25 protein-coding genes are annotated in these 25,421 nt (G+C 72.3%); 6 read left to right on the top strand and 19 right to left on the bottom strand.

Annotation, left to right across the window (positions count from 1 at the left end; translation table 11 throughout):
- From ACZ7G3_RS32225 to ACZ7G3_RS32150, 16 genes are all read right to left on the bottom strand, one after another.
- Positions 1 to 221, bottom strand: a 221-nt coding sequence (locus tag ACZ7G3_RS32225) for a flavodoxin-dependent (E)-4-hydroxy-3-methylbut-2-enyl-diphosphate synthase (protein WP_470929914.1), incomplete at its 3' end; no start/stop codon positions are given.
- A 4-nt stretch (positions 222 to 225) separates the two neighbouring features.
- On the bottom strand, positions 226 to 1,248 hold the full coding sequence (gene hpnH / locus ACZ7G3_RS32220; RefSeq protein WP_470929912.1) for an adenosyl-hopene transferase HpnH: 1,023 nt from the start codon (positions 1,246 to 1,248) through the stop codon (positions 226 to 228).
- Between the two features lie 6 nt (positions 1,249 to 1,254).
- Positions 1,255 to 1,896: a phosphorylase family protein gene (locus tag ACZ7G3_RS32215; RefSeq protein ID WP_470929910.1), complete on the bottom strand. Its 642-nt coding sequence runs from the start codon at positions 1,894 to 1,896 to the stop codon at positions 1,255 to 1,257.
- Entirely contained in the window at positions 1,896 to 3,959 is a 2,064-nt protein-coding gene (shc, locus tag ACZ7G3_RS32210; RefSeq protein ID WP_470929908.1) for a squalene--hopene cyclase, read from the bottom strand. The genes ACZ7G3_RS32215 and shc overlap by 1 nt, the downstream gene beginning before the upstream one ends.
- Positions 3,960 to 4,077: 118 nt before the next feature.
- Positions 4,078 to 5,142 carry a polyprenyl synthetase family protein gene (locus ACZ7G3_RS32205; protein WP_470929919.1) on the bottom strand — a complete coding sequence of 355 codons (1,065 nt, stop codon included), beginning with the start codon at positions 5,140 to 5,142 and terminating at the stop codon, positions 4,078 to 4,080.
- Between the two features lie 68 nt (positions 5,143 to 5,210).
- Positions 5,211 to 6,647 (bottom strand): hydroxysqualene dehydroxylase HpnE, encoded by a 1,437-nt coding sequence (hpnE, locus tag ACZ7G3_RS32200; protein ID WP_470929906.1) that lies wholly within the window; start codon positions 6,645 to 6,647, stop codon positions 5,211 to 5,213.
- Entirely contained in the window at positions 6,644 to 6,802 is a 159-nt protein-coding gene (locus ACZ7G3_RS32195) for a DUF6380 family protein (protein WP_470929905.1), read from the bottom strand. Before ACZ7G3_RS32195 ends, hpnE begins: the two co-directional genes overlap by 4 nt.
- Positions 6,802 to 7,752, bottom strand: a complete 951-nt coding sequence (hpnD, locus tag ACZ7G3_RS32190) for a presqualene diphosphate synthase HpnD (protein WP_470929903.1) — start codon at positions 7,750 to 7,752, stop codon at positions 6,802 to 6,804. The genes ACZ7G3_RS32195 and hpnD overlap by 1 nt, the downstream gene beginning before the upstream one ends.
- Positions 7,749 to 8,651, bottom strand: a complete 903-nt coding sequence (gene hpnC / locus ACZ7G3_RS32185) for a squalene synthase HpnC (protein ID WP_426603371.1) — start codon at positions 8,649 to 8,651, stop codon at positions 7,749 to 7,751. The genes hpnD and hpnC overlap by 4 nt, the downstream gene beginning before the upstream one ends.
- A 357-nt stretch (positions 8,652 to 9,008) precedes the next feature.
- Positions 9,009 to 9,788, bottom strand: coding sequence for an ABC transporter ATP-binding protein (locus ACZ7G3_RS32180; RefSeq protein ID WP_426603373.1), 780 nt, complete (start codon positions 9,786 to 9,788; stop codon positions 9,009 to 9,011).
- Positions 9,781 to 10,710 (bottom strand): ABC transporter permease, encoded by a 930-nt coding sequence (locus ACZ7G3_RS32175; RefSeq protein ID WP_470929900.1) that lies wholly within the window; start codon positions 10,708 to 10,710, stop codon positions 9,781 to 9,783. Before ACZ7G3_RS32175 ends, ACZ7G3_RS32180 begins: the two co-directional genes overlap by 8 nt.
- A gap of 101 nt (positions 10,711 to 10,811) precedes the next feature.
- Positions 10,812 to 11,684 (bottom strand): glycosyltransferase family 2 protein, encoded by an 873-nt coding sequence (locus tag ACZ7G3_RS32170; RefSeq protein ID WP_426517294.1) that lies wholly within the window; start codon positions 11,682 to 11,684, stop codon positions 10,812 to 10,814.
- Positions 11,685 to 11,692: 8 nt separating this feature from the next.
- The gene (locus ACZ7G3_RS32165; RefSeq protein WP_426603375.1) at positions 11,693 to 12,472 is read right to left on the bottom strand and encodes a CDP-alcohol phosphatidyltransferase family protein; all 780 of its coding nucleotides are present in this window, start codon (positions 12,470 to 12,472) and stop codon (positions 11,693 to 11,695) included.
- A complete protein-coding gene (locus ACZ7G3_RS32160) occupies positions 12,450 to 13,511 on the bottom strand; it encodes an iron-containing alcohol dehydrogenase family protein (RefSeq protein ID WP_426517298.1) in 1,062 nt (353 codons plus the stop codon). The genes ACZ7G3_RS32165 and ACZ7G3_RS32160 overlap by 23 nt, the downstream gene beginning before the upstream one ends.
- Positions 13,499 to 14,251 carry a phosphocholine cytidylyltransferase family protein gene (locus tag ACZ7G3_RS32155; RefSeq protein ID WP_426603379.1) on the bottom strand — a complete coding sequence of 251 codons (753 nt, stop codon included), beginning with the start codon at positions 14,249 to 14,251 and terminating at the stop codon, positions 13,499 to 13,501. The genes ACZ7G3_RS32160 and ACZ7G3_RS32155 overlap by 13 nt, the downstream gene beginning before the upstream one ends.
- On the bottom strand, positions 14,248 to 16,110 hold the full coding sequence (locus tag ACZ7G3_RS32150) for a DUF5941 domain-containing protein (protein WP_470929897.1): 1,863 nt from the start codon (positions 16,108 to 16,110) through the stop codon (positions 14,248 to 14,250). Before ACZ7G3_RS32150 ends, ACZ7G3_RS32155 begins: the two co-directional genes overlap by 4 nt.
- Positions 16,111 to 16,576: 466 nt before the next feature.
- Here ACZ7G3_RS32150 and ACZ7G3_RS32145 point away from each other — a divergent pair, with 466 nt between their 5' ends.
- Both ACZ7G3_RS32145 and idi read left to right on the top strand, forming a co-directional pair.
- On the top strand, positions 16,577 to 17,515 hold the full coding sequence (locus ACZ7G3_RS32145) for a cation diffusion facilitator family transporter (RefSeq protein ID WP_426517304.1): 939 nt from the start codon (positions 16,577 to 16,579) through the stop codon (positions 17,513 to 17,515).
- A gap of 356 nt (positions 17,516 to 17,871) precedes the next feature.
- Complete coding sequence (idi, locus tag ACZ7G3_RS32140; RefSeq protein WP_426603383.1) at positions 17,872 to 18,465, top strand: isopentenyl-diphosphate Delta-isomerase; 594 nt, start codon at positions 17,872 to 17,874, stop codon at positions 18,463 to 18,465.
- Between the two features lie 46 nt (positions 18,466 to 18,511).
- Here idi and ACZ7G3_RS32135 read toward each other — a convergent pair whose 3' ends face one another.
- The gene (locus ACZ7G3_RS32135; RefSeq protein ID WP_426603400.1) at positions 18,512 to 18,973 is read right to left on the bottom strand and encodes an ATP-binding protein; all 462 of its coding nucleotides are present in this window, start codon (positions 18,971 to 18,973) and stop codon (positions 18,512 to 18,514) included.
- Positions 18,974 to 19,176: 203 nt separating this feature from the next.
- Between ACZ7G3_RS32135 and ACZ7G3_RS32130 the strand changes: the two genes are divergently transcribed.
- Positions 19,177 to 19,944 (top strand): enoyl-CoA hydratase/isomerase family protein, encoded by a 768-nt coding sequence (locus ACZ7G3_RS32130; RefSeq protein WP_470929894.1) that lies wholly within the window; start codon positions 19,177 to 19,179, stop codon positions 19,942 to 19,944.
- Here ACZ7G3_RS32130 and ACZ7G3_RS32125 read toward each other — a convergent pair.
- Together ACZ7G3_RS32125 and ACZ7G3_RS32120 are read right to left on the bottom strand one after the other, a co-directional pair.
- Complete coding sequence (locus ACZ7G3_RS32125; protein ID WP_426603387.1) at positions 19,931 to 20,566, bottom strand: DJ-1/PfpI family protein; 636 nt, start codon at positions 20,564 to 20,566, stop codon at positions 19,931 to 19,933. The genes ACZ7G3_RS32130 and ACZ7G3_RS32125 overlap by 14 nt on opposite strands.
- A gap of 41 nt (positions 20,567 to 20,607) precedes the next feature.
- The gene (locus ACZ7G3_RS32120) at positions 20,608 to 21,567 is read right to left on the bottom strand and encodes a GlxA family transcriptional regulator (protein WP_470929892.1); all 960 of its coding nucleotides are present in this window, start codon (positions 21,565 to 21,567) and stop codon (positions 20,608 to 20,610) included.
- Positions 21,568 to 21,712: 145 nt separating this feature from the next.
- On the opposite strand from ACZ7G3_RS32120, the gene ACZ7G3_RS32115 reads away from it, so the two are divergent.
- The 3 genes from ACZ7G3_RS32115 to ACZ7G3_RS32105 all read left to right on the top strand — a co-directional run bounded on the left by ACZ7G3_RS32115 (position 21,713) and on the right by ACZ7G3_RS32105 (position 25,296).
- On the top strand, positions 21,713 to 22,582 hold the full coding sequence (locus ACZ7G3_RS32115; RefSeq protein ID WP_470929890.1) for an SCO6745 family protein: 870 nt from the start codon (positions 21,713 to 21,715) through the stop codon (positions 22,580 to 22,582).
- Between the two features lie 94 nt (positions 22,583 to 22,676).
- Complete coding sequence (locus tag ACZ7G3_RS32110) at positions 22,677 to 22,808, top strand: LPFR motif small protein (RefSeq protein ID WP_426517310.1); 132 nt, start codon at positions 22,677 to 22,679, stop codon at positions 22,806 to 22,808.
- 115 nt (positions 22,809 to 22,923) lie between these two features.
- A complete protein-coding gene (locus tag ACZ7G3_RS32105; RefSeq protein WP_470929888.1) occupies positions 22,924 to 25,296 on the top strand; it encodes a Tex family protein in 2,373 nt (790 codons plus the stop codon).
- The last annotated feature ends 125 nt before the right edge of the window (positions 25,297 to 25,421 follow it).

The following is a 25,421-nucleotide window of genomic DNA, read 5'->3' as shown; positions in this document are numbered from 1 at the left end:
GGACAGGCCACCCGCACGATCTGGCAGCCCGAAGCCGTCAGCTCGGCGATCTGCTGGAGCGTCGCACCGATGTCCGACGTACGGGTCGTGGTCATCGACTGCACCGACACCGGGGCCCCGCCCCCGACCGCGACCGGCCCGACCTGGATCCGCCGCGACACGCGCCGCTCGGCGATCGGCCGGACCGGCACCTCGGGAACGCCCAGGGAGATGGCGGTCATGCCGTCAGTCCCGGTTCCCCGAGACCGTCTCCCGCATGGCACGCAGGGACTCCTTGAGCGAGCCCATGGTGGCCAGGACGGCGGTGGGCTCGTAGCCGCAGTGCGCCATGCAGTTGGCGCAACGCGGGTCCTTGCCGCGGCCGTACTTGTCCCAGTCGGTGTCCTCGATCAGCTCCCGGTACGTCGGGACGTAGCCGTCGCTCATCAGGTAGCAGGGGCGCTGCCAGCCGAAGAGGGAGTAGTTCGGGATCGCCCACGCGGTGCACGGGAAGTCGACCTTGCCCTCGAGGAAGTCGAGGAACAGCGGCGAGTGGTTGAGCCGCCAGCGGGCCCGGTTGCCGCCCGCGAAGGCCTTCCTGAACAGCTCGCGGGTCTGCTCCACGCCCAGGAAGTGCTCCTGGTCGGGTGCCTTCTCGTAGGCGTAGGCCGGCGAGATCATCATCTCGTCGACCTTCAGGTCGTCGTTGAGGAAGTTGAGGACCTCGACGATGGTCTGCGGGGTGTCGGTGTTGAAGAAGGTCGAGTTGGTGGTCACCCGGAAGCCGCGCCGCTTGGCCTCCTTGATGGCCTCCACGGCCTCGTCGAACACGCCCTCCTTCGCCACGGACTCGTCGTGCCGCTCCCGCAGCCCGTCGATGTGCACCGCGAAGGCGAAGTAGGGCGAGGGCTTGAACCTGTCCATCTTCTTGCGCATGAGCAGGGCGTTGGTGCAGAGGAAGACGTACTTCCGCTTGGCCACCAGCTGCCGCACGATCTCGTCGATCTGAGGGTGCATCAGCGGCTCGCCGCCGGCGATGGAGACCATCGGCGCACCCGATTCGAGCACCGCCCCCACCGCCTGCGCGACCGGCATGCGCTGCTTGAGCACCCCGGCCGGGTGCTGGATCTTGCCGCACCCCTCGCACTTCAGGTTGCAGGCGAAGAGCGGCTCCAGCTCCACGATCAGCGGAAACTTGTCCCGTCGGCGGATCTTCTGTTCGGCCAGGTACGTAGCGACCTTGACGGACTGGCGTAGCGGCATGGCCATCTGGGCTCACCTCCGAGGGAGCGGCAAAGAACGGTGCCATTCGAAGAATGCGGGAAGAACGGAGCGAAGAACACGGAAAGCCGATATTCCACCGCGCACTGTTCCGATCCGGACGAGTTCGTGCTCTGGAGCGTCCACGACCACCCGGACGGCCGCAACCGGGCGCGCACCCGTCCGGACGGCGCTCAGGAGCGTGGCCGCGGACTCCATGTCGGCGGCGATCGCGCCGGTCGCGAGCAGCTCGGCACGTTCGGGACCGCGGACGACGTGGTCCGAGCCGGTCAGCGGCCCGGTGTGGACGGTGCGCCCCGGCACGGCACGCGCCAGTTCCTTGACGAGCCGGTCCGTTCCGACGCCGGCGACGGTGCCGCGCGGATCCCGGGTCTCCTCGGCGACGACCAGGTCGCCGGGGTGCATGCCGGGGGCGAGTCCGGCGCAGAAGCCCGTGGCCAGCACGGCGGCGCCGCCGAGCCCGGGACCGGCCAGGACCCGGGCGACCGAGCGCTCGGCCGCCTTGGGGCCCATGCCGGTGCGCAGGACGGTGACCGGCCCGCCCGGGCCGCCGCGTTCCCCGGTGCGCAGGGCAAGGTGTTCGATGCCGAGCGCGCAGGCGATCAGCAGTGGGGACGGGCCGGGCGGTCGGTTCATCAGCTGCCCCTCACCTCGGCGGCGATCGTCTCGGTGACGGGCTGTTCGGCGGGAGCGGCGACCAGTGCCGCGCGGGGCTTCTCGGCGAAGGGCTCCCCGTGGACGTACCGGCCGAGGGCGGTGAGCGGGAAGACCTGCCGGTAGAGGTGGTAGTTGATGGAGAAGTCCCAGGGGAAGCCGGTGCCGGTGAAGTACGGCTCGTCCCAGGAGCCGTCCTCCCGCTGGGTGGCGGCGAGCCACGCGATGCCGCGTTCGACGGCCTTGGACTCCCGTTCCCCCGCCGCCAGCAGGGCCATCAGGGCCCAGGCCGTCTGTGAGGCGGTCGAGGCGCCCCGGCCGCTCCACTCCCGGACGTGGCGGTAGGAGCGCAGGTCCTCGCCCCAGCCGCCGTCGTCGTTCTGGACGGACTCCAGCCAGGCCACCGCGCGGCGGATCGCGGGGTGCGAGGCGGGGATTCCGGCCGCGGTCAGGGCGGGGACCACGGAACCGGTGCCGTAGACGTAGTTGACGCCCCAGCGGCCGAACCACGAGCCGTCCGCCTCCTGTTCGGCGAGCAGCCACTGGATGCCGCGCCGGGTGCGCGGGTCGTGGGTGAGGCCCTCGACGGCGAGCATCTCGACGACGTGCGCGGTGACGTCCGCCGACGGCGGATCGATGACCTCGCCGAAGTCGCAGAACGGCAGCCGGTTGGGGAAGGCGCTGGTGTTGTCGACGTCGAACGCACCCCAGGCTCCGTTCCTGGACTGCATGCCGAGGTTCCAGCGCACGCCGCGGCCGATCGCCTTCTCGACCCGTTCCGGGTCGTGGTGGCTGACCCGGCGCAGGGCGAGGACGACCTCGGCGGTGTCGTCGATGTCGGGGTAGTTGTCGTTGTGGAACTCGAACGCCCAGCCGCCGGGCGGGAGTCCGGGCCGCTTCACCGACCAGTCGCCGGGGCGGACGATCTGCTCGCCGAGCATCCAGTCCGCGGCCTTCACCAGTTGCGGATGGTCGGCGGGCACCCCGGCGTCGGCCAGCGCGATGGTGGCCAGGCAGGTGTCCCACACCGGGGACTGGCAGGCCTCGATCATCCGGGCGCCGTCCTCGCGCCACACGGCGAACCGGTCCAGTGACTCCAGTCCCGCGCGCATCACGGGGTGTTCGAGGTCGTAGCCGAGCAGGTACAGCGCGATGACCGAGTACACGGCGGGCGGCTGGATGCCGCCCCAGCAGCCGTCGTTCTCCTGCCGCTCGATGATCCAGCGGGCGGCGGTGTTCATCGCGGCTCGGCGCAGCCGGCGCGGGGCGACCTTGCGGTAGGCGTGCAGTACCTTGTCGAGGCGCTGGAAGACGCCGTCCCAGCTGGCCGCCGGTGCCAGGGGCCTCGGCGGACTGGGGAGGGCCGGGTCGGTGTGCAGTTCGTCGAGCGGGAAGGGCGCGGGACGCACCGGCCGCTTCGCCGAGACGATGGTCAGCGGCACGATGGTCTGCCGGGCCCAGCAGCCGAAGTCGTAGATGTTGAGCGGTACCCAGGTGGGGAAGTAGATGAGCTCCGGCGGGAGTTCGGGCAGGTCGTCCCACTTCCACCAGCCGAACAGGGCGAGCCAGATCCGGGTGAAGACGCGGGCGGCGGCGATGCCGCCCCGGCCCCGGATCCATTCCGACGCCCTGGCCATGTGCGGGGCGTCGGGCGCGTCGCCGGCCAGACGCAGGGCGACGTAGGCCTCGATGGTGGCGGAGAGGTCACCGGGGCCGCCGTAGAAGGTGGCCCAGGTGCCGTCCTCGCGCTGCTCGCCGCGGATGAACAGGGCGGCCGCCCGCGTGGTCTCGTCGTCGCCGATGCCCAGGAACTGGCGGAGGAGCAGGTCCTCGGCGTCCATCGTGACGTTCGTCTCGAGGTCGCCCTTCCACCAGCCCTCGGCGTCCTGCCGGGAGAGCAGGAAGTCCGTGGCGCGCCGGGTGGCGCGTGCGGCGGCTTCCGGTACCCCGGCCGCCTCGGCGGGGATCGTGATGTCGGTTTCGCTGGCCGCGGCTGCGAGGGGCTTCAGGGTGGCCCCGGTGCTTCCGTCGGTCGTCGCTGTCATGGCTTCCCCTTCGTGCAGTGTGCAAGCGGTGCTTCTGCTGTGGGTCCGCCGTCGGCCGGTGCTCGTCTTCCCGCCACACCGGCCGGCGACTACGCGAGGGCTATTCGACCGATAGTGATCATCTCTTTCGTACGACGACGAAGTCCGCGAGCGCCGTGAAACGGTCCCGCACCCGGTCGGGCATGTCGACGGCGTCGAGGGCTTCGATGGCGATGGTGTGCTGACGGCGCGCCTCGTCGGCGGTCCATTCCCGGCCGCCCGCCTCCTCGATGAGCGCGGCGCGGGCCGCGAACTCCTCCTCGGAGAAGTTCGCGAAGTCGCTGGCCTTGGCGTCGGCGGCGAGGATCTCGCCGAGCCGCTCGGAGGCGGGACCGCCAGAAGCGAGGGCGGCCACCACCGGCAGGGACTTCTTGCGCTGGCGCAGGTCGCTCCAGGTCTGCTTGCCGGTGGAGTCCGGGTCGCCCCAGATGCCGAGGAGGTCGTCGACGGCCTGGAAGGCCAGGCCGAGGTGGTAGCCGTACTTCTCCAGGGTGTCGGCGGTGTGCTCGTCGGCGCCGCCGAGCACCGCGCCGATGGAACTGGCGGAGGCGAGCAGGGCGCCGGTCTTGTTGCCCTCCATCTCCAGGCACTCCTCGACGCTGACCCGGTCGCGGTGCTCGTAGGAGATGTCCTGGGCCTGACCGTCGATCAGGGCTCGGCTGGCGCGGGTCAGCCGGCGGGTGGCGCGGCCGGCCTCGACCGTGCCGAGTTCCAGCAGCACCTCGTTGGCCAGGGCGAACAGGGCGTCGCCGACCAGGATGGCCTGGGCGGGGCCGTGCACCTTCCAGACGGTGTCCCGGTGGCGGCGCTGCTCGTCGCCGTCCATCAGGTCGTCGTGCAGGAGGGAGAAGTTGTGCACCAGTTCCACGGCCACCGCGCCGGGCACGCCGACCTCCGGAGCGGCACCGGTGACCTCGGCGGAGAGTACCGCGAGCGCGGGACGGACGGCCTTGCCACCGTCGCCGTCCGCGGGGTTGCCCCGGGCGTCGATCCAGCCGAAGTGGTAGGCGGCGACGGTGTCCATGGGAGGTGCCAGGCGGTCCACGGCCGCCCGCAGGACCGGCGTGGCCAGGGTCCGGCCGCGCTCCAGAAGCGCGGTCACGTCCACCGTGGTCCTCGGAGCGGCCTTCGGGGCCGGGGGCACAGTGGGCACAGTCATTCCTCCAGTTGCGGTGCCGGGAGTGCGGGCGTCGGTCCCGCGCGGATCGGCCTTCATGCCGCCTCCTCCAGGAAATCCGGGAGGAGGCCGCGGGACCGGCCCAGGGTGCCGAGGGCGGCGCCCGCCGCCGAGACACCGCTGCGAACCGCACTCTCCATGGTCGCGGGCCACCCGGTGGCGGTCCACGCTCCGGCCAGATAGAGGCCGGGTGCCTTGGTGCGGGCGCCGGGCCGGAGCCGTCCGACGCCGGGGGCGGGAGCGAACGTCGCGGTGCGCTCCCTGGTCACGAAGAAGTCCTTCACCTGGGCACCCCGGGTGCGGGGCAGCAGCCGCTCCAGTTCGGGCAGGTACCGCTCGCGCAACGCGGCCACGGGCTCGTCGATCTCGTTCTGCGCGGTCGACTGCGACAGCGCCAGGTACTGGCCCTCCTCCAGTCCGGAGGCCTCGGTACGGTCGAACACCCACTGCACCGGGGTGCCGAGAGCCGTCAGGAAGGGTGTGGCGAGCACCTTGCGGTCGTAGATCACGTGCACGTTGAGGATCGGCGCGGTGCCGATCTCCAGGAGGTTTCCGGGGGCGTCGAGCGCGTCCGCGGGCAGCAGGCCGTGCGCCTCGCGCTGCGGTACGGCGAGGACGACCGCGTCCGCCTCCAGCGTCTCGCCGGGAACCTGGACGCTCCAGCCGCCGTGGTCGTTCGCACGGACGGAGGTGACGCGGGTACGGACCTCGGTCCGGACGCCCGCGGAGTCGAGTGCCTTGCGGGCCAGCCGGTCGTGCAGTTCGCCCAGCGGGACGCGGGCCCATCCGATGTCGGCCGCGCCCGGGTCGGACAGCAGCCCGGTCTTGAACACCATCGCGGCGAGCCCCAGGGAGGCGTCGCCTGCGACCGCGTTGAGGGTGGCGACCCCGACCAGGTCCCACAGGGCCTCGACGGCGCGCGCCGACTGGCCGTGCGCGGCCAGCCAGCTGCCGAAGTCCTGGGTGTCCAGGGCCGGGTCGGCGAGGTCGAGCCCCTTGAGCGCGAGCGCGGCACGCCCCACCCGGGCACGCTCGGCGAGCGAGAGATGCGGGTACGACGCCAGGCTGCGCCCCAGGTGGAGGGGGACGGGCAGGGCGTCGCGCCGCAGTCTGCCGAGCCGCCGCCCCTCGGGCCGGGCCAGGTCGAGCACGGGCACGTCGAGGCGGTCCTGCACCGGAGCGAGCGCGCTCCCCCCGACACGGTCGAGGAACCAGCGGTAGGCGGTGCAGCAGCGCAGGTACACGTGCTGGCCGTTGTCGACGGTGAGGTCGCCGCGCTGGAAGGAGAAGGCGAGCCCGCCCAGGCGCGGCCGTCCTTCGAGCAGGGTGACGCGCACCCCGGCGTCGGCGAGCGCGAGGGCGGCGGTGACACCGGCGAGTCCGCCGCCGACCACGACGGCGTGTCCGCCGGGGCGGAGGGCGGAGACGTCCGCGAGCTGCCCGCCGTCACGCGTGCCGTTGCCGTGGGTCATGGTGCGCCCTTCCGTGTCCGGTCGCCGCGGTGCTTGAACGGCGTACGGACGACCGTCTCAGTCAGGGACGTCGGGCGCCACCGGAGGGTTGCCCGCCGTTCTTCGCCGCAGGCATCGCCTCGGCCCGGCTTGTCGAGTGTGCCGGATGTGTCCATCAGGCGCGCCTCCTGACGGCCCGCCGGGTGACGTGCCGGGCGTCCAGCCCGGACAGGCCGCGCACGGCGACGTACGCCTTCTCGCGTCCGGGGAGCGAGACCCGGCCGCGCAGCACGGCCTGGGGGTCGCGCTCGATGCGGTCCAGCAGGCGGCGGTAGATGCCGGCCATGGCGGCCACGCAGGCGCCGCTGCGCCGGTCGAGCATGGGCAGCAACCGGTAGCCCTCGGCGAAGAGGGCGCGGGCCCGTCGCACCTCGAAGTGCACGAGGCCCGTGAAGTCGGAGCCCTCGGGCGGCCTCGGTCCGCTGAACCCGGCCGAGCAGCCGAACTTGGCGAGGTCGTCGGCGGGCAGGTAGGTCCGGCCGTCCTCGGCGTCCTCGCGGACGTCCCGCAGGATGTTGGTGAGCTGGAGCGCGAGCCCGAGCGTGTCGGCGTACTCGGGCGCGCGCTCGGCGCCGCGCGCCCTCGGTTCCGTACCGAACACGCCCAGCGAAAGGCGTCCGATGGCGCCTGCCACGCAGCGGCAGTAGACCTTCAGGTCGTCCCAGGTCTCGTAGGTCTCGCCGCGCAGGTCCATCTGGACGCCGTCGATCAGTTCGTCGAGGCCGCCGAGCGGGATCGGGAACTGCCGGGCGGCGTGGGCGAGGGCGACGGCGACCGGGTCGGTGTCGTCCTCGTCGACCGCGCCGTCGTGGATCCGGGCGAGCACGGCCCGGGTCTCCTCCAGACGGGCGACCTTGACGTCGGCCGCCAGCGCCCCGTCGCCGATGTCGTCGACGCGGCGCGAGAACGCGTACAGCGCCGACATCGCCCGGCGCTTGGGCGCCGGCAGGAGCCGGATGCCGTAGGCGAAGTTGCGGGCCTGCTGTCCGGTGACGGCCTCGCAGTAGCTGTACGCGGCGAGTACCGGCGCCGACGCGTGCCCTGACGACTCCACGGCCTGGATCACCCCTCTCCTCGCAGGGTCACGCCCACCTCGCGCAGCAACTGCACCTTGCCGGGCTTGGGCGGGCCGGGAAGTACGTCGTGACCGGCGGCGGCGATCGCCCGGACGGCCGCCCTTCCGCCCGCCACGAAGCCCGCGAGCAGCAGACGCAGCCTGCCTTGGACGCTACCCACCAAGGGGGCGCCCTCATTCAGCAGGTCGCGGGCGCGCTGGGCTTCGAACGCCACCAGGGCGCGCACCGACGCGCTCCCGGTGGGCGCGGCGAGGTCCGACTCCTGGACGTGGAAACGTTTCATGTCCTCGGCGGGCAGGTAGATACGGTCCCGGCTCAGGTCCTCGGCGACGTCCTGGAGGTGCTCGACGATCTGCAGGGCGGTGCAGATCGCGTCGGAGCGGCGGATCCGCTCGGGCGTCGAGGTGCCGGTGACGGCGAGGACGAGGTGACCGACCGGGTTGGCGGACAGTTCGCAGTAGGCGAGGAGGTCTTCGTAGGTCTCGTACCGCGCGACCAGCTGGTCCTGGCGGTTGGCGGCGATCAGCCCCAGGAACGGCCCGGGGGTCAGCGAGCGGCGCCGCACGGTCGGCTGGAGACGGCGCAGCAGCGGGTGGCGGGGAGTGCCGTCGAAGACCCTGCGCAGGTCCTCCTCGAAGGCGTCCAGCATCAGCAGCCGGTCGTCGGCCCGGTCGTCGGGTACGCCGAGGAGGCGGGCGTCGGCGCCGTCGGGGGCCAGATCGCCGTCGCCGATGTCGTCGACGAGGCGGGCGAAGCCGTAAACGGCCATCAGGTCGGCGCGCCAGTCGCGGGGCAGGAAGAAGGGCGCCACGGGGAAGTTCTCGTCCGCGGCCTTGGCGAGGGTGCCGCGCTCAGGGTCGGCGGCGTGCGCCGTGTCGGTCGCCGTCATCGCGGGCTGCCCTGGGCGGGGACGGCGCACGCTTCGCGGAGGTGGGGAGTTTCCCTAGCCATTGCCGTCACATCTCCCGTTCTACACTGCTGACCCAATACGCACTATTTCGGACACGCCGCCCGACCGCCCTCGCGGCGGGCCCGCCTGAGGGTGTCGGGCATTATCGCCCCATGTGCCGCGTTTCGGGACCGGTCCAGCTTACGTTGTACAGCTCAGGGGGGTTCGCCGGGGTCCTCCGCGCATCACAACAACACACCGATCGGCCACAAGATTCCTGGGAGTCCCCGGAGTTGACACTTCCTTCGCGGACGCCGGGGCCGCTGGGAACGGTTCCGGCGGCCCCGGCGTGTCGGGCTACTTGCCCGTGAACTTCTCGTACTCCTTGAGCACCTCGTCGGTCGGGCCGTCCATCCGCAGCTCGCCGCGTTCCAGCCACAGCACGCGGTTGCAGGTGTCGCGGATGGACTTGTTGTTGTGGCTGACCAGGAAGACGGTGCCGGCTTCCTTGCGCAGCTCCCGGATGCGCTGCTCGGAGCGCGTCTGGAACTTGCGGTCACCGGTGGCCAGCGCCTCGTCGATCATCAGGACGTCGTGGTCCTTGGCGGCGGCGATGGAGAACCGCAGGCGGGCGGCCATGCCGGAGGAGTAGGTGCGCATCGGCAGGGTGATGAAGTCGCCCTTCTCGTTGATCCCGGAGAAGTCGACGATGTCCTGGTACCGCTCCTTGATCTGTTCGCGGGACATGCCCATGGCCAGTCCGCCGAGGATGACGTTCCGCTCGCCGGTCAGGTCGTTCATCAGGGCGGCGTTCACGCCGAGCAGCGAGGGCTGGCCGTCGGTGTAGACCTTGCCCCGCTCGGCGGGCAGCAGGCCGGCGATGGCCCGCAGCAGGGTCGACTTGCCGGACCCGTTGGAGCCGATCAGGCCGATGGCCTCGCCCCGGTAGGCGGTGAAGGAGACGCCGCGCACGGCGTGCACCTTGCGCACGCCCCGCTCCTCGCCCCTCCTGAGGATCCGGCTCAGGGCGGCGGTGGCGCTGCCCTTGCCGGTCTTGGCGCCGTTGACGCGGTAGACGATGTGCAGTTCGTCCGCGATGACCGTCGGAACCCGCTCGCCCTGCTGCTGCTCAGCCACGGCCGTACCTCTCCTCCGCCTTCCAGAAGTACACGAATCCGCCCACGGCGAGGAGGACGGACCAGCCGAGCGCGACCGCCCACACGTGCGGCGGCAGGTTCTCGGAGCCGTAGCCGTCGATCAGCGCGAAGCGGATCAGGTCCATGTAGACGGCGGCCGGGTTCCACTGGAGCACGTCGGCGAGCCAGGCCGGCTTGTCCTCCAGCATGATCGGGATGGAGAACATCACGCCCGACGCGTACATCCAGGTCCGCATGATGAACGGCATCAGCTGGGCCAGGTCCGGTGTCTTCGCCCCCATCCGGGCCACGATCAGCGCCAGTCCCATGTTGAAGAGGAACTGGAGGGCCAGCGCCGGGACGACCAGCAGCCAGGACGGGGAGGGGTAGCTTCCGAAGCCCACGACCACCGCGAACAGGACGATCATCGAGGCCAGCAGCTGCTGGAGCTGCTGCAGCGCGAACGAGATCGGCAGCGAGGCGCGCGGGAAGTGCAGCGCCCGCACCAGGCCGAGGTTGCCGGCGATGGCCCGCACACCCGCCATCGCCGAGGACTGGGTGAACGTGAAGACGAACACGCCCGTCACCAGGAACGGGATGTAGACGTCCTTCGGCATGCCGCGGCCCGCGTTGAGGATCAGGCCGAAGATCAGGAAGTAGACGAGCGCGTTCAGCAGCGGTGTCGCCACCTGCCACAGCTGCCCCAGCTTGGCCTGGCTGTACTGGGCGGTCAGCTTGGCCTGGGAGAAGGCGAGGATGAAGTGCCGCCGCCCCCAGAGCTGACGGACGTACTCCATGAGGGAAGGCCGGGCACCGCTCACGGACAGCCCGTACTTGGCGGCGAGCCGGGCCGGTGTGAGGCCCTCGTCGGGCGACACGGGCTTGGTCATGGCGACCGTGCCGTCGTGCGTTGTCTCACTCACTGGTGGAAACTTTCGTCTTCGGAATGCTCGGCCGCGCTGGCCTGGCATGGACCTGTTGACCCGGAACGGGACGGTCCGGGACGCTCTCGGACACGAGCTTGTCAGATCACGGGAGGCCGACCTAGCCGGGTCAGCCGCCATACCGTACGCCACCTCATCGGGCGGCGAGGACCACAGGGGGTGGCCCAGCCCTCGCGGAAGCCGCCGAACCAGGCCTTCAGGGCCGGACGCGAGGGGCGGCGCAGCAGCGTGAGCAGCATCCACACCCCGAGATAGACCGGGACGAGGAGCGCGGGGAGGTTGCGGCGGGCCAGCCAGACCCGGTTGCGCGCGACCATGCGGTGGTAGACCGCGTGCCGCGAGGGCGCGGTCGTGGGGTGGTTCAGCACCATGTCGGACCGGTAGTCGATCATCCAGCCCGCGTCCAGGGCCCGCCAGGCCAGGTCGGTCTCCTCATGGGCGTAGAAGAACGCGTCCGGCAGGCCGCCGACCTGGGTGAGGACGCGGGTGCGGACGGCGTTGGCGCCGCCGAGGAAGGTGGTGACCCGCGAGGAGCGCATCGGGTCGGAGGCGCGCAGGCGCGGGACGTGCCGGCGCTGGGTCTCGCCGGTGTCCGGGTCGGCGATGCGGAAGCTGATGATGCCCAGCTCGTCGTCGGCCTCGAACGCCTGCCGGCAGAGCTCGGCGGTGTCGGTGCGGGCGAGGAGGCCGTCGTCGTCGAGGAAGAGCAGGATGTCGACGTCCTGGCCGCCGGGACCGAAGGCCTCGATGCCGACGTTGCGGCCGCCGGGGATGCCCAGGTTCTCGGGCAGCTCGACGGTGCGGACGCCGGCCGGCACCTCCGGGACGGGCGAGCCGTTGCCGACCACGACCACCTCGACCGGGTCGCCGTCCTGCTTGGCGACCGAGTCCAGCAGCGCGCGCAGTTCCTCGGGCCGGTTGCCCATCGTGATGACGACGGCGCCGACCTTCATGGCCCCGCTCACTTGAGCCTGCTGGAGGCGAGGACGGACACCAGGTGCAGCAGGGTCTGCAGCAGCGCGATGCCGGCGAGTACGGCGGTGCCGAGCCGGGTGAAGAACAGGTCGCCCCGGCTCGCGTCGACGATCGCGAGGACGAGGATCAGCAGGGACGCCTCGATGCCGAGGATCAGCCGGTGGAACTTGAGCGCCCCGGCGGCCCGGCGGGCCAGCGCCATGCCGGAGGAGCGGATCTCGGACGCGGACTCCTTGACCGGCGCCATCCCGGCCTGGTGCCGGGCCACGCCCACCAGGTCGGTCTCGGCCTTGATCAGGATCGCGCCGAGGGCGGCCAGGGTGCCGAGGAAGGCCCACAGCCAGTCGATCCGCCCGGTACCGAACACGTCGGCCGCGCGGAGGCCGAGGCCGACCAGGACCGCCGCGTCGGTCAGGTAGGCGCCGACCCGGTCCAGGTAGACGCCGCCGAGCGAGTACTGCTTCTTCCAGCGGGCGACCTCGCCGTCCACGCAGTCCAGCAGCAGGTACAGCTGGACCGCCACCACGCCGAGCACGGCGCCCGTGATCCCCGGCACCAGCAGGGCCGGGGCGGCGAGCACGCCGCAGACGGTCATCAGGTACGTGAGCTGGTTGGGCGTGATCCTGGTGTTCACCAGGTAGCGGTCGATCCGCAGCGAGACCTCGCGCATGTAGAGGCGTCCCGCCCAGTGCTCACCGCTGCGCCGGTCCTTGACCCCCGCGGGATGGACGACCGGACGTAGTTCAGCTACCGATGGCCTTGACATAGTCGGCGTACATGTCCTTGATCTGGTCGGTTTCGAGGTCGAGGTGTTCGAGGATCGTGTAGCGGCCGGGCCGGGTCTGCGGCGCGAACTCCACGGCCCGGACGAACTCGTCCGGGGTGAAGCCGATCTCCTCCGGCAGGACGGGCAGCCCGTGCCGGCGCAGTACCTCGGCCATGTGGGCGGATTCCTCGTGGGCCCCGCGCAGGTGCATCGCGAAGGCCGCGCCCAGACCGCACTGCTCGCCGTGGGCGGCGGCGCGGGCGGGGAAGAGCAGGTCGAGGGCGTGGTTGATCTCGTGGCAGGCGCCGGAGGCGGGCCGGGAGTCGCCGGAGACCGACATGGCGATGCCGGTCAGGACCAGTCCCTCGGCGAGCACCTGGAGGAAGTCGTTGTCACCGACGCCGCCCGGGTGCCGGAGGACGGCCTCGCCGGCCTGGCGGGCCATCGCGGCGGCCAGGCCGTCGATCCGCTCGCCCTTGACCCGGTTGGCCAGCTCCCAGTCCGCGATCGCGGAGACGTTGGAGACGGCGTCGCCGATGCCGGCGCGCACGTACCGCGCCGGGGCCTCGCGGATGACGTCCAGGTCGATGACGACCGCGATGGGGTTCGGCACGCCGTAGGAGCCGCGGCCCGCGTCGTTGTCCAGGGTGGCGACCGGTGAGCACAGCCCGTCGTGCGCGAGGTTGGTGGGCACGGCGACCAGCGGGAGGCCGATGCGCGCCGCGGCGAACTTGGCACAGTCGATGATCTTGCCGCCGCCGAGGCCGACGACCGCGTCGTAGTGGCCGCCCTTCATGGCGCCGGCCAGCTTGATCGCGTCGTCCAGGGTGCCGCCGCCGACCTCGAACCAGTCGGCGCCGGGCAGGGACGGGGCGACGCGCTCGCGCAGCCGGGCGCCCGAGCCGCCGCTGACGGCGACGGCGAGCTTGCCCGAGTGGGAGATGCGCTCGTCGGCGAGCACACATCCCAGGTCGTCGAGGGCACCCGCGCGGATGTCCACGACGACCGGCGACGGGATGAGCCGCGTCAGTACTGGCACGCGATCTCCCTGCCCTTGGCGAGGTCGTCGTGGTTGTCGATCTCGACCCACCTGACGTCGCCGATCGGCGCCGTGTCGATCTTGAAGCCGCGGTCGACCAGCTCCTGGTAGCCGTCCTCGTAGTACAGCTGCGGGTCGCGCTCGAAGGTGGTCTTCAGGGCGTCGGCCAGCTCGACGGCGGCCTCGCCCTCGATGAGGGTGACGCCGATGTACTCGCCGGTCGCCTCGGCCGGGTCCATCAGCTTGGTGATGCGCTGGACGCCCTTGTCGGGGTCGACGACGACCTTCATCTCCTCGTCGGCGAGGTTCTTCACCGTGTCGAGGGCGAGGATGATCTTCTTGCCGTCGCCGCGGGCGGCGAGCAGGGTCTTCTCGACGGAGACCGGGTGCACGGTGTCGCCGTTGGCGAGGATCACGCCGTCCTTGAGGGCGTCACGGCCGCACCACAGGGAGTAGGCGTTGTTCCACTCCTCGGCCTTGTCGTTGTCGATGAGGGTGAGCTTGACGCCGTACTTGCGCTCCAGCTCCTCCTTGCGGTCGTACACGGCTTCCTTGCGGTAGCCGACGATGATCCCGACCTCGGTCAGACCGACCTCGGCGAAGTTGGCCAGCGTCAGGTCCAGCACCGTGATGCTGTCCTCCGCACCCTCGGGGCCGACCGGAACCAGTGCCTTGGGCAGGGTGTCGGTGTAGGGGCGCAGACGGCGTCCGGCGCCGGCCGCCAGCACGAGGCCGATCATGCGGGTTCTCCTTCGTCGTGTACGGCGGGTGCGCCGCCCTGGTGGGCGGCGACCCAGAAGCGGATGCTCTCCACGAGCACCACGAGAGCCACGGCCACGGCGAGGACCGTGAGCGCGACCTTGAACTGTGTGGCGGTGAGCAGCACGGCCAGCACGGTGATCACCAGCGTGCGGCCCTCGTGCCCCCCGATCGTCCGCACCAGCCACTGCGGCGGCGCGCCAGCGCCGCCGCGGATGCGGTAGACCGTGTCGTAGTGATGGTAGGCGACCGCGGCCACCAGCCCGAAAGCCGCCGGAAGCGCTCCGTTCACGTCTGCTTTCGCCGCCAGTACCAGGACGGTGCCGTACTCGGCGGCGCGCAGGACCGGCGGGACCAGCCAGTCGAGGGCGCCCTTGAGGGGGCGGGCGACGGCGAGGGCGGACGTCAGCGCGTAGACGATCGCGGCGACGGCCGGCCAGGGGCCGCCGAAGTCGGTGAGCGCGGCCGTCAGGGCGACGGCGAGGCCGCCTAGGAGGGCGACGGCGGGGGCGGTGAAGCCGGGCAGCCGGCGGGCGGGCTTCGCGAGACCCCTGGCGACGGCCTCGGCGAGCGGGCCGGAGTCCGCCAGGTCGGCCAGCGCCCCGGCGGCCCGGTCGGTCCGCGTGGCCTTGCGGGTCAGCGAGCGCAGGACCCGGCCCGCGGTGGTGTAGGTCGCGGAGAACGCGCAGCCGATCAGCAGCGCGTAGAAGGTGATCCGGGGTGTGGTGACGGCGGTCAGGACGGCGATCATGGCCCAGCGTTCACCGATGGGCAGGACGATCATGCGGCGGGCCCAGACCGTCCAGCCGACGCTGTCGAGCCTGTCGGAGAGGGCGGCGGTGGGACTGGTGTTGGTGGCGGCGGCCGTGCTGTCGACGTTCGCCTCGTTGAAGGAGAAGTCGACGACGTGCCGGCAGGTCTGCAGGACCATCGCACCGAGGGCCAGGGCCCATACGTCGTCGCCTCCGCGGGCGGCTCCGAGGGCGAGGCCCGCGTAGTAGGCGTACTCCTTGGCGCGGTCGAAGGTGGCGTCCAGCCAGGCGCCGAGCGTGGAGTACTGCAGGGAGTAGCGGGCGAGCTGCCCGTCGGTGCAGTCGAGGACGAAGGAGGCGATGAGCAGGACGCCGGCGGCGACGAACCCGCCGCGGGTGCCGGTGGCCGCGCAGCCCGCCGCTATGAGCGCGGTGATCAGCGAGGCGGTGGTGACCTGGTTCGGGGTCAGCCCGCGCCGCGCGCACCAGCGGGCGATGTAGCGGGAGTAGGGGCTGATGAAGAAGGTGGTGACGAAGCCGTCGCGGGCCTTGACCGCCGACTTCAGGCGTACGGCCTCGTCGTCGACGGCGGCGACGGCCTGCCGTGCCTCGTTGCGGGCCTGCGGGTCGGCGGGGACGGTGGCGACGAGGCTGCCGAGCTCGGGGCGGTGGACGCTCACGCCGTCGACGTCGAGGGCGGTGGTGATCCGGTCGGCGAGGCTGTCGACGTCTCCCACGGCCGGCTTCGCTCGCGCCGGGGCGGCCCCGTCCGCCGTGCCGCCGACCACGGAGTTCTCGCGAGCCATCGCGCGGGCCAGGGCCTGGCGGGCGTCCGGCCGGGCGGTCACGGCGCCCGGGATCGCGGCGAGCGGGAAGCGGGGGTCGGTGAGGCCGAGGCGCAGGGCGTGCAGGTGGCCGACGAAGCGGGCGTCGACCACGGCGACCCGCTCACCGCCCGGGACCCGGGCCAGCAGCGTCTCGGTGTCGTCGGCTCCGGAGGCGAGACGCACGTCGAAGCCGAGGGACCGCAGTTCGCTCTCGATCGACGAACCGGGGACCGGCTGACCGGTGAGGATGGCGGTCGACAACCGAACTCACTCCCTGGGTGCCGACGCCTGAACGCCGGGCCTGTGCATGGTGGGGCGCCCGTGCCTGCGGCACCCGGGCGGCATGTCGGCAGAGGCTATCGGATGCCCGGAACGCCGTGTTCACCGCCCGTTTCACGGTCGGTCGGCGGCGCGTGCACCCGTCTTTGCCGCGATCATCATCGTGGATCCGGGGCCCGGCCCACAAACCGCGCTCCCAGACCGGGCATCGCGGACATCGCGCAGTGTCGGCGGGCGCTCGCGGACGGTCAGGGCCGTCCGTTCCCGGCCGTTCGCCCCGCCCTTGCGGGGCCGCGTGCCCGCACCCGCGCGGCACTCTGACCTGCACAACGTTTCCGCAGGTCAGGGCACATGACAACGGTGTTCAGTGCCGCGTTGCCGGATACCCCCTACCCGTAGTTCACTGTGGTCCGAACGCGGACGCCGACGCACAGAGAGGCTGCTTCCCATGGGGGCTGGGCACGATCACGGGCACGCGCACGGAGCGCACGCCGGCACCACGGCGACGGCCGCGTACCGGGGCAGGCTGCGGGTCGCGCTGGGGATCACGCTCACCGTCATGGTCGTCGAGATCGTCGGCGGTGTGCTCGCCGACTCGCTGGCGCTGATCGCCGACGCCGCACACATGGCGACGGACGCGCTGGGGCTCGGCATGGCACTGCTCGCCATCCACTTCGCGAACCGGCCGCCGAGCGACCGGCGCACCTTCGGCTTCGCCCGCGCCGAGATCCTCGCCGCCCTGGCCAACTGCCTGCTGCTGCTCGGGGTCGGCGGTTACGTCCTGTACGAGGCGATCGAGCGGTTCGTCACACCCGCGGGCACCGCGGGCGGGCTGACCGTCGTCTTCGGCGCGATCGGCCTGGTGGCGAACATGGTGTCGCTGACGCTGTTGATGAGGGGCCAGAAGGAGAGCCTGAACGTGCGGGGCGCCTTCCTCGAGGTGGCGGCGGACGCCCTGGGCTCCCTGGCGGTGATCGTCTCGGCGCTGGTGATCCTGGCCACCGGCTGGCAGCCGGCCGACCCCCTCGCCTCACTGGTCATCGGCCTGATGATCGTGCCGCGAACCTGGCGGTTGCTGCGCGAGACCCTGGACGTCCTGCTGGAGGCCGCGCCCAAGGGCGTGGACATCGCCGAGGTGCGCGCCCACATACTGGCGCTGGACGGGGTCGAGGACGTCCACGACCTGCACGCCTGGACGATCACCTCGGGTATGCCCGTGCTGTCGGCGCACGTGGTGGTGAGCGGCGAGGTGCTGAGCGCGATCGGCCACGAGAAGATGCTCCACGAGCTGCAGGGCTGCCTCGGCGACCACTTCGACGTGGAGCACTGCACCTTCCAGCTGGAGCCCGGCGGCCACGCGGAGCACGAGGCGCGGTTGTGCCACTGAGGCACGATGTCGCCGGAGAACCGCGGTAGGGCACGTACGTCCGGGTGCACGGGTGCACGTACGTCCGGGTGCACGGGTGCACGGGTGCACGGATGCACGGGGCGCCCCGCGGATCGCGAGCCGTCCCCGCCGCTCGTCCACGTCCGTCTCCCCACGGAACTCCCCCGGCCACGCCGCGGACGGTTCCCGGTCCTCCGCGCCGGGCACGATGATCACTTGGGCCCCTCCTCGGCGTCCGACCGGTGACGACCGCCGCCCGCGCCCTCGCGTGGGACATGCGGGAGTGTCGGGAAGTGCCGAGAGCGCCGGATTCGTACGGCACACTTGGGGCGCGAGGACCGATGTGAAGGATGGGTATGCCGATCACTCCTGCCACCGCGACGCACAGTTCGTCGAACGGCACCGCAGACGCGATTTTGCTGGAACTGGTCGACGAGAACGGCGTGACGCTCGGCACCGCGGAGAAGCTCTCCGCGCACCAGCCTCCGGGGCAGCTGCACCGCGCCTTCTCCGTGTTCCTCTTCGACGAGCGGGGCCGGCTGCTGCTCCAGCAGCGGGCGCTGGGCAAGTACCACTCCCCCGGCGTGTGGTCCAACACCTGCTGCGGTCACCCCTACCCGGGCGAGGCCCCCTTCGCGGCGGCGGCCCGGCGGACGTACGAGGAGCTGGGTGTCTCCCCGTCCCTGCTCGCCGAGGCGGGCACGGTGCGCTACAACCACCCGGACCCGGCCTCCGGGCTGGTCGAACAGGAGTACAACCACCTGTTCGTCGGCCTGGTGCAGGCGGCACCGCGGCCCGACCCGGAGGAAGTGGCCGAGACGGCCTTCGTGACCCCGGCCGAGCTGACCGAGCGGCATGGCAAGGACACGTTCTCCGCCTGGTTCATGACGGTGCTGGACGCGGCCCGGCCCGCCGTCCGCGAGCTGACGGGCCCGTCCGCCGGCTGGTGAGCGGCCCTGCCGCCGGGCGCGGTCGAGCCGTCCCCGACCTCACGGGTCAGTAGACCTGGCGCGGGGCCTGCTTGAGCGGCAGGGCGACCCAGATCACCTTGCCGCCGCTCGCCGTGTGGGCCACGTCACAGGATCCGCCCGCCTCCCGGGTGATCTCCCGGACCAGGAGCAGCCCGCGTCCGCCCGTCCGGCCGTGGTCCGTCTCCAGGGCGGTCGGGCGGTAGGGGTGGCTGTCCTCCACGGAGACCCGCACCCACTCGGGACCGACGGCGACCTCCACGGCGAGCACCGGCGACAGCACCGCCGCGTGCCGGACGGCGTTCGTGACCAGCTCCGAGACGATCAGGAGCAGGCCCTCGGCCACCTCGTCGGAGACCGGTACGCCCTGGCGCGCCAGCAGGTCCCGCACGGCGTGCCGCGCCTGCGGGACCGACGCGTCCTCGGCGGGGGCGGTGAACCGCCAGACGCCTTCGTACGGAAGCGGCTGCGCGGGCCCGGTCTCGTCCATCGTCCGGTCGCCACCCTCGGGCTCGATTGTCACCACACCCCTGAGTGTTGGTAACGCGTCACTCCGCTCCGGGAAACTGAACACAAGTCAGCAGGTATCGAACGGTTCTGACCGTTGGCGTATGACACCGTCAGTTGTTGGACCGTTCCTGTCCCTCGCACCGTGCGCGCGAGCCCAACGGGGCGACGGATAGCATCCGGCGCATGGAGCCGCAGCTGCTGCACCGGGTCGCCGACTCGGTCGCCACCGTCGTCGTCCACCACCCGGCCAAGCGCAACGCCATGACGGCCGCGATGTGGCGGGCGCTGCCCGAGCTGCTCGACACCCTGGCGGCGGATCCCGCGGTACGCGCGCTGGTGCTCACCGGTGAGGGAGCCACGTTCTGCGCCGGCGCCGACATCTCCACCCTGCGGGGGTCGGCGGAGGCCGCGCAGGGACTCGCCGTCCGCGCGGAGGAGGCGCTCGCGGCCTTCCCCAAGCCGACGCTGGCGGCGATCCGCGGTCACTGCGTGGGCGGCGGGGTCCAGTTGGCGGCCGCCTGCGACCTGCGGTTCGCCGAGGAGTCGGCGCTGTTCGGGGTGACCCCGGCCAAGCTGGGGATCGTGTATCCGGCGTCCTCGACCCGGCGGCTGGTGACGCTGACGGGGCCGGCCACCGCGAAGTACCTGCTGTTCTCCGGGGAGTTGATCGACGCCGAGCGGGCGCTGCGCGCGGGCCTGGTCGACGAGGTGCTGCCGGAGGGCGGACTCGGCAAGCGGGTCGAGGAGTTCACCCGGGTGCTGGCGTCCCGCTCGCAGCTGACGCAGGCCGCGGCGAAGGAGTTCGCGAACGGGCGCACGGACCGGGACGCGTACTGGACCGCGCAGGCGCGCGGCAGCGGCGACACCGCGGAGGGGGTCGCCGCCTTCCTGGAGCGCAGGCAGCCCCGTTTCGGCTGGAGTGTGCCGGGGAGCGCGCCTACGTCAGGCTGAACCGGCTCTTGCCGCGGAACTCCTCGACGAGGTGGGCGGGCGCCTTGGCCGGGGATCCCGCGTCGTAGGGCGGCTGCGGGTCGTACTCGGTCAGCAGCTGGACCGCGCGGGCGTGGTCGTCGCCGGCGATCCGGCCGAGCAGGGTGAGGCCCATGTCGATGCCCGAGGAGACGCCGGCGGCGGTGACGTACTTGCCGTCGGTGACCACCCGCTCCCCGGTCGGTTCGACGCCGAACCGCTCGAGGAAGTCCAGGGCCAGCCAGTGCGAGGTGGCGCGGCGGCCCTCCAGCAGCCCGGCGGCGGCGAGCAGCAGGGAGCCGGTGCACACCGAGGTGGTCCAGGTGCTGGCGGCGTCGGCGGCGCGCAGCCAGTCCAGCAGCGTCGCGTTCTCCATCTGCGGGGTCTGGCCGGGGCCGCCCGGGACGACGACGATGTCCGGGGCCGGGACGTCCGCCAGGGCCCGGTCGGCGGTGAGCGCGAGGTTCCCGGTGTCGGTGCGCACCGGCCCCGTCCGCTCGGCGACGAAGACGGTCTCCGCGTCCGGGAGGCGGCCTAGGGTCTCGTACGGGCCCACGGCGTCCAGGGCGGTGAAGCGGTCGAAGAGAACGATGGCGATCTGCACGTGTTTCCTCTCGGGGTCGCTCGGCGAGCGGGGTCGCGCCCTCAGTGGGCGGGCGCGGGACGGAACCTGCGGCGGTACTCGGCCGGCGGGGTTCCGAGGGCCTTGACGAAAGCGCGGCGCATGGCCTCCGGCGTGCCGTAGCCGCTGGCGCGGGAGATCTCCTCGACACCGGCGCCGGTGTCCTCCAGCAGCCGGCGGGCGTGTTCCAGACGCACCCCGTCGACGTACCGGCCCGGTGTCGTGCCGGTCTCCGCGTGGAAGGCCCGGGCGAAGTGGCGCGGCGAGAAGCCGGCGCGGGCGGCGAGGGACTCGACGCTCAGATCGGCGCCCGGGTGCTCGGTGACCCACTGCTGGAGCTCACGCAGGGGCTCGCGCCGTGCCGTCTGGGCGGCGAGCTGGACGCTGAACTGGGCCTGGTTCCCGGGCCTGCGCAGGAACACCACCAGGTGGCGGGCGATGGTCAGGGCGGCGTCCCGGTCCAGGTCCTCCTCCACCAGGGCGAGGGCGAGATCGATGCCGGAGGTGACACCGGCGGACGTGGCCACGTGGCCGTCGCGGATGTAGATCGGGTCGGGATCGACGTCGACGGCCGGGTGGTCGCGGGCGAGCCGGTCGCAGTAGGCCCAGTGGGTGGTGGCGCGGCGGCCGTCCAGCAGCCCCGCCCTGGCGAGCAGGACCGCCCCCGTGCAGACGGAGACCAGGCGCCGGGCGCGCGGCCCGTGCCCCCGCAGCCACTCGATCAGGCGCGGGTCGGGATGCCGGGTGCCCTGGCCACCGGGGACGAGCAGGGTGTCCGGGCCGGACGCGTCGGCGAGGGCCTGGTCCGGTACGACGGTCAGACCGCTGGACGTACGCACGGGGGCCCCGTCCAGCGAGGCCGTACGGATGCGGTACGTCCCCGGTGTGTGCTTCTCGGCGCCGGCGAAGACCTCCACGGGGCCGGTGACATCGAGGCTCTGGACGTCGTCGAAGAGGACGACGAGGACGGTTCGCTGCGCCATGCCCCCGATTCTTCGCCCCTCCACCGATGGCCGCAATGACACGTTCCCCACCTTTTCCGCCATGTGCCGTGCGCGCCGGGCGGCCGCCGGGAAGGGGTCCGGAGACCCCTGGAGGACGTACTGAGCGGTTGGTAACGTGCGGGGCATGACCACTGCCGCCATCGACGCCCGCGCCGGCCGTCGCTGCCACAACGCGCTCAACTCGCTGCACTCGACGCACTACTTCTCGCCCGACCTGGGCCGGGAACTGGGCGCCCTCGGGGTCACCGACCCCCGGGCCGTCAACTTCGCCGTGCGCGCCGCCGCGCTGGGGCCGGTCGGCGCCGGCGCCGTCACGGCGACGTTCTACAACTACCAGCACGACCTGGTCGCCCGGCACGTGCCCGCGGTGTGGGAGACCGTCACTCCGGAACAGGCCCTGGCGGCACGCGCGCGTGCCGTCGACGCGACGCTGCGCCGCCTGCTCGGCGAGGAGGTCCTGACGTCGGCGGAGCTGTCGGAGGCGGCCGGGCTGGCGCTGCGCGCCGCCGAGGGCTGCTCCCGCGGCGCCCGCCCGCTGTACTCGGCCCACGCGGACCTGCCCGTGCCCGACGAGCCGCACCTGGCGCTCTGGCACGCGGCGACCCTGCTGCGCGAGCACCGGGGCGACGGCCACGTCGCCGCCCTCGCGGCCGCGGGCCTCGACGGTCTGGAGGCGCTGGTGACGCACACCGCGACCGGCAAGGGCATGGCCCCGAAGTGGGTCCTCACCACCCGTGGCTGGAGCCGGGAGGAGTGGGACGCGGCGACGGACCGGCTCCGGGACCGTGGGCTGATCGACGACGCCGGAGAACTGACCGAGCGGGGCGTGGCGCTGCGCGACGGGATCGAGCGGGAGACGGACCGGCTGGACGCGGCCCCCTACGCGCACCTGGGGGCGGACGGGGTGGCCCGGCTGACGGAACTCGGAACGGCCTTCGCGCGTACGGCGCTCGGTGCGGGGGCCTTCCCGGCGGACCTGCTCGGCAAGCGCTGAGCGGGTTCCGGCCCGCCGGCGGGCATGTCCGGCCGATCCGGAGGTACCCGTATCTCTCCCGGCCGGAGGGGCCGGGAGAGGAAAGGGGTTTTTCGTGTTCCGTGCGATCGCAGACGTACTGCGCCAGATCGGTGGCGCCGTCGCCACCGTCGTGACGCTTCCCTTCCGGGCGCTGGCCCGGCTCTTCGGCGGGGCGTCGTCATCCGCCCGCGGCCGCAGGGTCTGATCCCCGGCTCCGGTACCGGTGGTCGCGACCGGCCCGGGTGGCGCCCTGATCCCCGATTGTCGGCGCCACCTGCCACAATTGCCGCGCAACCTCTGTGAGAAGGCGGTACCGGATCGTGACGACACCCGGGTCCAGCGCGTCCATCGACGTGAGGTCCATCGAAGGCAGGATCGCCGAGGAGCTCGGCGTACGGGAGCGGCAGGTGAAGGCCGCCGTGGAGCTGCTCGACGGCGGCTCGACGGTGCCCTTCATCGCCCGCTACCGCAAGGAAGCGACCGAGATGCTCGACGACGCGCAGCTGCGCACGCTCGAGGAGCGGCTGCGCTACCTGCGGGAGCTGGAGGAGCGGCGTACGGCGATCCTCGAGTCGGTACGCGAGCAGGGCAAGCTCACCGAGGAGCTCGAGGCGCGCATCCGCACCGCGCAGACCAAGGCGCGCCTGGAGGACATCTACCTGCCGTACAAGCCCAAGCGGCGCACGAAGGCGCAGATCGCGCGTGAGGCGGGTCTGGAGCCGCTGGCCGAGGGGCTGCTCGCCGACGCGTCCGTGGAGCCGCTCGCCGCGGCCGCGGCGTTCGTCGACGCCGGCAAGGGCGTGGCGGAGCCGCAGGCCGCCCTGGACGGGGCGAGGTCGATCCTCACGGAGAAGTTCTCGGAGGACGCCGACCTGATCGGCGAGCTGCGCGAGCGGATGTGGGCCCGCGGGCGGCTCGCCGCCAAGGTGAAGGAGGGCAAGGAGGAGGCCGGCGCCAAGTTCGCCGACTACTTCGACTTCGCCGAGCCGTTCACCGACCTGCCCTCGCACCGCGTCCTCGCCATGCTGCGCGGCGAGAAGGAGGACATCCTCGACCTCGTCCTGGAGCCCGAGGAGGCCACCGACGGGCCGTCGTCGTACGAGGGGATCGTCGCGAGCCGCTTCGGGATCGCCGACCGCGGCCGGCCCGCCGACAAGTGGCTGACGGACACGGTCCGCTGGGCCTGGCGCACCCGCATCCTGGTGCACCTCGGCATCGACATGAGGCTGCGGCTGCGCACGGCCGCCGAGGACGAGGCGGTGAACGTCTTCGCCGCCAACCTGCGCGACCTGCTGCTGGCCGCCCCCGCGGGCACCCGGGCGACGCTCGGTCTGGACCCGGGCTTCCGTACGGGCGTGAAGGTCGCCGTGGTCGACGCGACCGGCAAGGTCGTGGCCACGGACGTGATCCACCCGCACGTCCCGGCCAACCGGTGGGACGAGGCGATCGCCAAGCTGGCGCGGCTGGCCGAGGAGCACGCGGTCGAACTGGTCGCCATCGGCAACGGCACGGCGTCCCGCGAGACCGACAGACTCGCCGGGGAACTCATCACCAGGCACCCGGAGTTGAAGCTCACCAAGGTGATGGTGTCCGAAGCGGGCGCCTCCGTGTACTCGGCCTCCGCCTTCGCCTCCCAGGAACTGCCGGACATGGACGTCTCACTGCGCGGCGCGGTGTCGATCGCCCGGCGGCTGCAGGACCCGCTGGCCGAGCTCGTGAAGATCGACCCGAAGTCGATCGGTGTCGGTCAGTACCAGCACGACCTGTCCGAGGTGAAGCTGTCGCGCTCGCTGGACGCGGTCGTCGAGGACTGTGTGAACGGCGTGGGCGTGGACGTCAACACGGCGTCCGCGCCGCTGCTCGCCCGTGTGTCCGGCATCACCTCCGGGCTCGCCGAGAACATCGTCGCCCACCGGGACTCGAACGGGCCGTTCACCTCGCGGACCGAGCTGAAGAAGGTGTCGCGGCTCGGGCCCAAGGCGTACGAGCAGTGCGCGGGCTTCCTGCGGATCCGCGGCGGCACCGACCCGCTGGACGCCTCGAGCGTGCACCCCGAGGCGTACCCGGTGGTGCGCCGGATGGTGAAGACCGCCGGGCAGGAGGTGGCCGGCCTGATCGGCAACACCTCCGTGCTGCGGTCGCTGCGGCCGTCGGAGTTCGTGGACGAGACGTTCGGTCTGCCGACGGTCACGGACATCCTGAGGGAGCTGGAGAAGCCTGGGCGCGATCCGCGACCCGCGTTCAGGACGGCCACCTTCAAGGAGGGCGTGGAGAAGATCTCCGACCTGTCCTCCGGGATGGTCCTGGAGGGTGTCGTGACGAATGTCGCGGCCTTCGGGGCGTTCGTGGACGTCGGCGTGCATCAGGACGGGCTGGTGCACGTGTCCGCGATGTCGAAGACGTTCGTGAAGGATCCGCGGGACGTGGTGAAGCCCGGGGACATCGTCAAGGTGAAGGTGCTGGACGTCGACATTCCGCGGAAGCGGATCTCGCTGACGTTGCGGCTGGACGACGAGGCCGCTCCGCAGGGTGCGCAGGGAGAGCAGAAGCGGGAGCGCGGGGGCAAGCCGCCGAGGCAGCGGCAGCAGCGGCAGACCTCCGGCGGTGGCGGCGGCAAGGGGCGGTCGTCGGCGGCGCCTGCTCCGTCCAACGGCGCGATGGCCGACGCGTTGCGGCGGGCCGGGTTGGCGTAGGCGACCGGCGACGCCGTAGCCGGGAGTGGGTGGGGGGGGGGGGGGGGGGGGGGGGGGGGGGGGGGGGGGGGGGGGGGCTGTCGGGGGGGGGGGGGGGGGGGGGGGGGAGGGGGGGGGGTGCGTAC

This window comes from Streptomyces sp. NPDC037271, assembly GCF_055603605.1.
The sequence above is the reverse complement of the archived record's forward strand: the minus strand, read 5'-3'. Positions and strand labels throughout refer to the sequence as shown.

Excerpts from the sequence above, each read along its gene's own strand:
- hpnH (WP_470929912.1), bottom strand. The coding sequence starts at position 1,248 with ATGGCCATGCCGCTACGCCAGTCCGTCAAGGTCGCTACGTACCTGGCC.
- ACZ7G3_RS32215 (WP_470929910.1), bottom strand. The coding sequence starts at position 1,896 with ATGAACCGACCGCCCGGCCCGTCCCCACTGCTGATCGCCTGCGCGCTC.
- shc (WP_470929908.1), bottom strand. The coding sequence starts at position 3,959 with ATGACAGCGACGACCGACGGAAGCACCGGGGCCACCCTGAAGCCCCTC.
- hpnE (WP_470929906.1), bottom strand. The coding sequence starts at position 6,647 with ATGACCCACGGCAACGGCACGCGTGACGGCGGGCAGCTCGCGGACGTC.
- ACZ7G3_RS32195 (WP_470929905.1), bottom strand. The coding sequence starts at position 6,802 with ATGGACACATCCGGCACACTCGACAAGCCGGGCCGAGGCGATGCCTGC.
- hpnC (WP_426603371.1), bottom strand. The coding sequence starts at position 8,651 with ATGACGGCGACCGACACGGCGCACGCCGCCGACCCTGAGCGCGGCACC.
- ACZ7G3_RS32170 (WP_426517294.1), bottom strand. The coding sequence starts at position 11,684 with ATGAAGGTCGGCGCCGTCGTCATCACGATGGGCAACCGGCCCGAGGAA.
- ACZ7G3_RS32165 (WP_426603375.1), bottom strand. The coding sequence starts at position 12,472 with ATGTCAAGGCCATCGGTAGCTGAACTACGTCCGGTCGTCCATCCCGCG.
- ACZ7G3_RS32155 (WP_426603379.1), bottom strand. The coding sequence starts at position 14,251 with ATGATCGGCCTCGTGCTGGCGGCCGGCGCCGGACGCCGTCTGCGCCCC.
- ACZ7G3_RS32145 (WP_426517304.1), top strand. The coding sequence starts at position 16,577 with ATGGGGGCTGGGCACGATCACGGGCACGCGCACGGAGCGCACGCCGGC.
- idi (WP_426603383.1), top strand. The coding sequence starts at position 17,872 with ATGCCGATCACTCCTGCCACCGCGACGCACAGTTCGTCGAACGGCACC.
- ACZ7G3_RS32135 (WP_426603400.1), bottom strand. The coding sequence starts at position 18,973 with ATGGACGAGACCGGGCCCGCGCAGCCGCTTCCGTACGAAGGCGTCTGG.
- ACZ7G3_RS32130 (WP_470929894.1), top strand. The coding sequence starts at position 19,177 with ATGGAGCCGCAGCTGCTGCACCGGGTCGCCGACTCGGTCGCCACCGTC.
- ACZ7G3_RS32120 (WP_470929892.1), bottom strand. The coding sequence starts at position 21,567 with ATGGCGCAGCGAACCGTCCTCGTCGTCCTCTTCGACGACGTCCAGAGC.
- ACZ7G3_RS32115 (WP_470929890.1), top strand. The coding sequence starts at position 21,713 with ATGACCACTGCCGCCATCGACGCCCGCGCCGGCCGTCGCTGCCACAAC.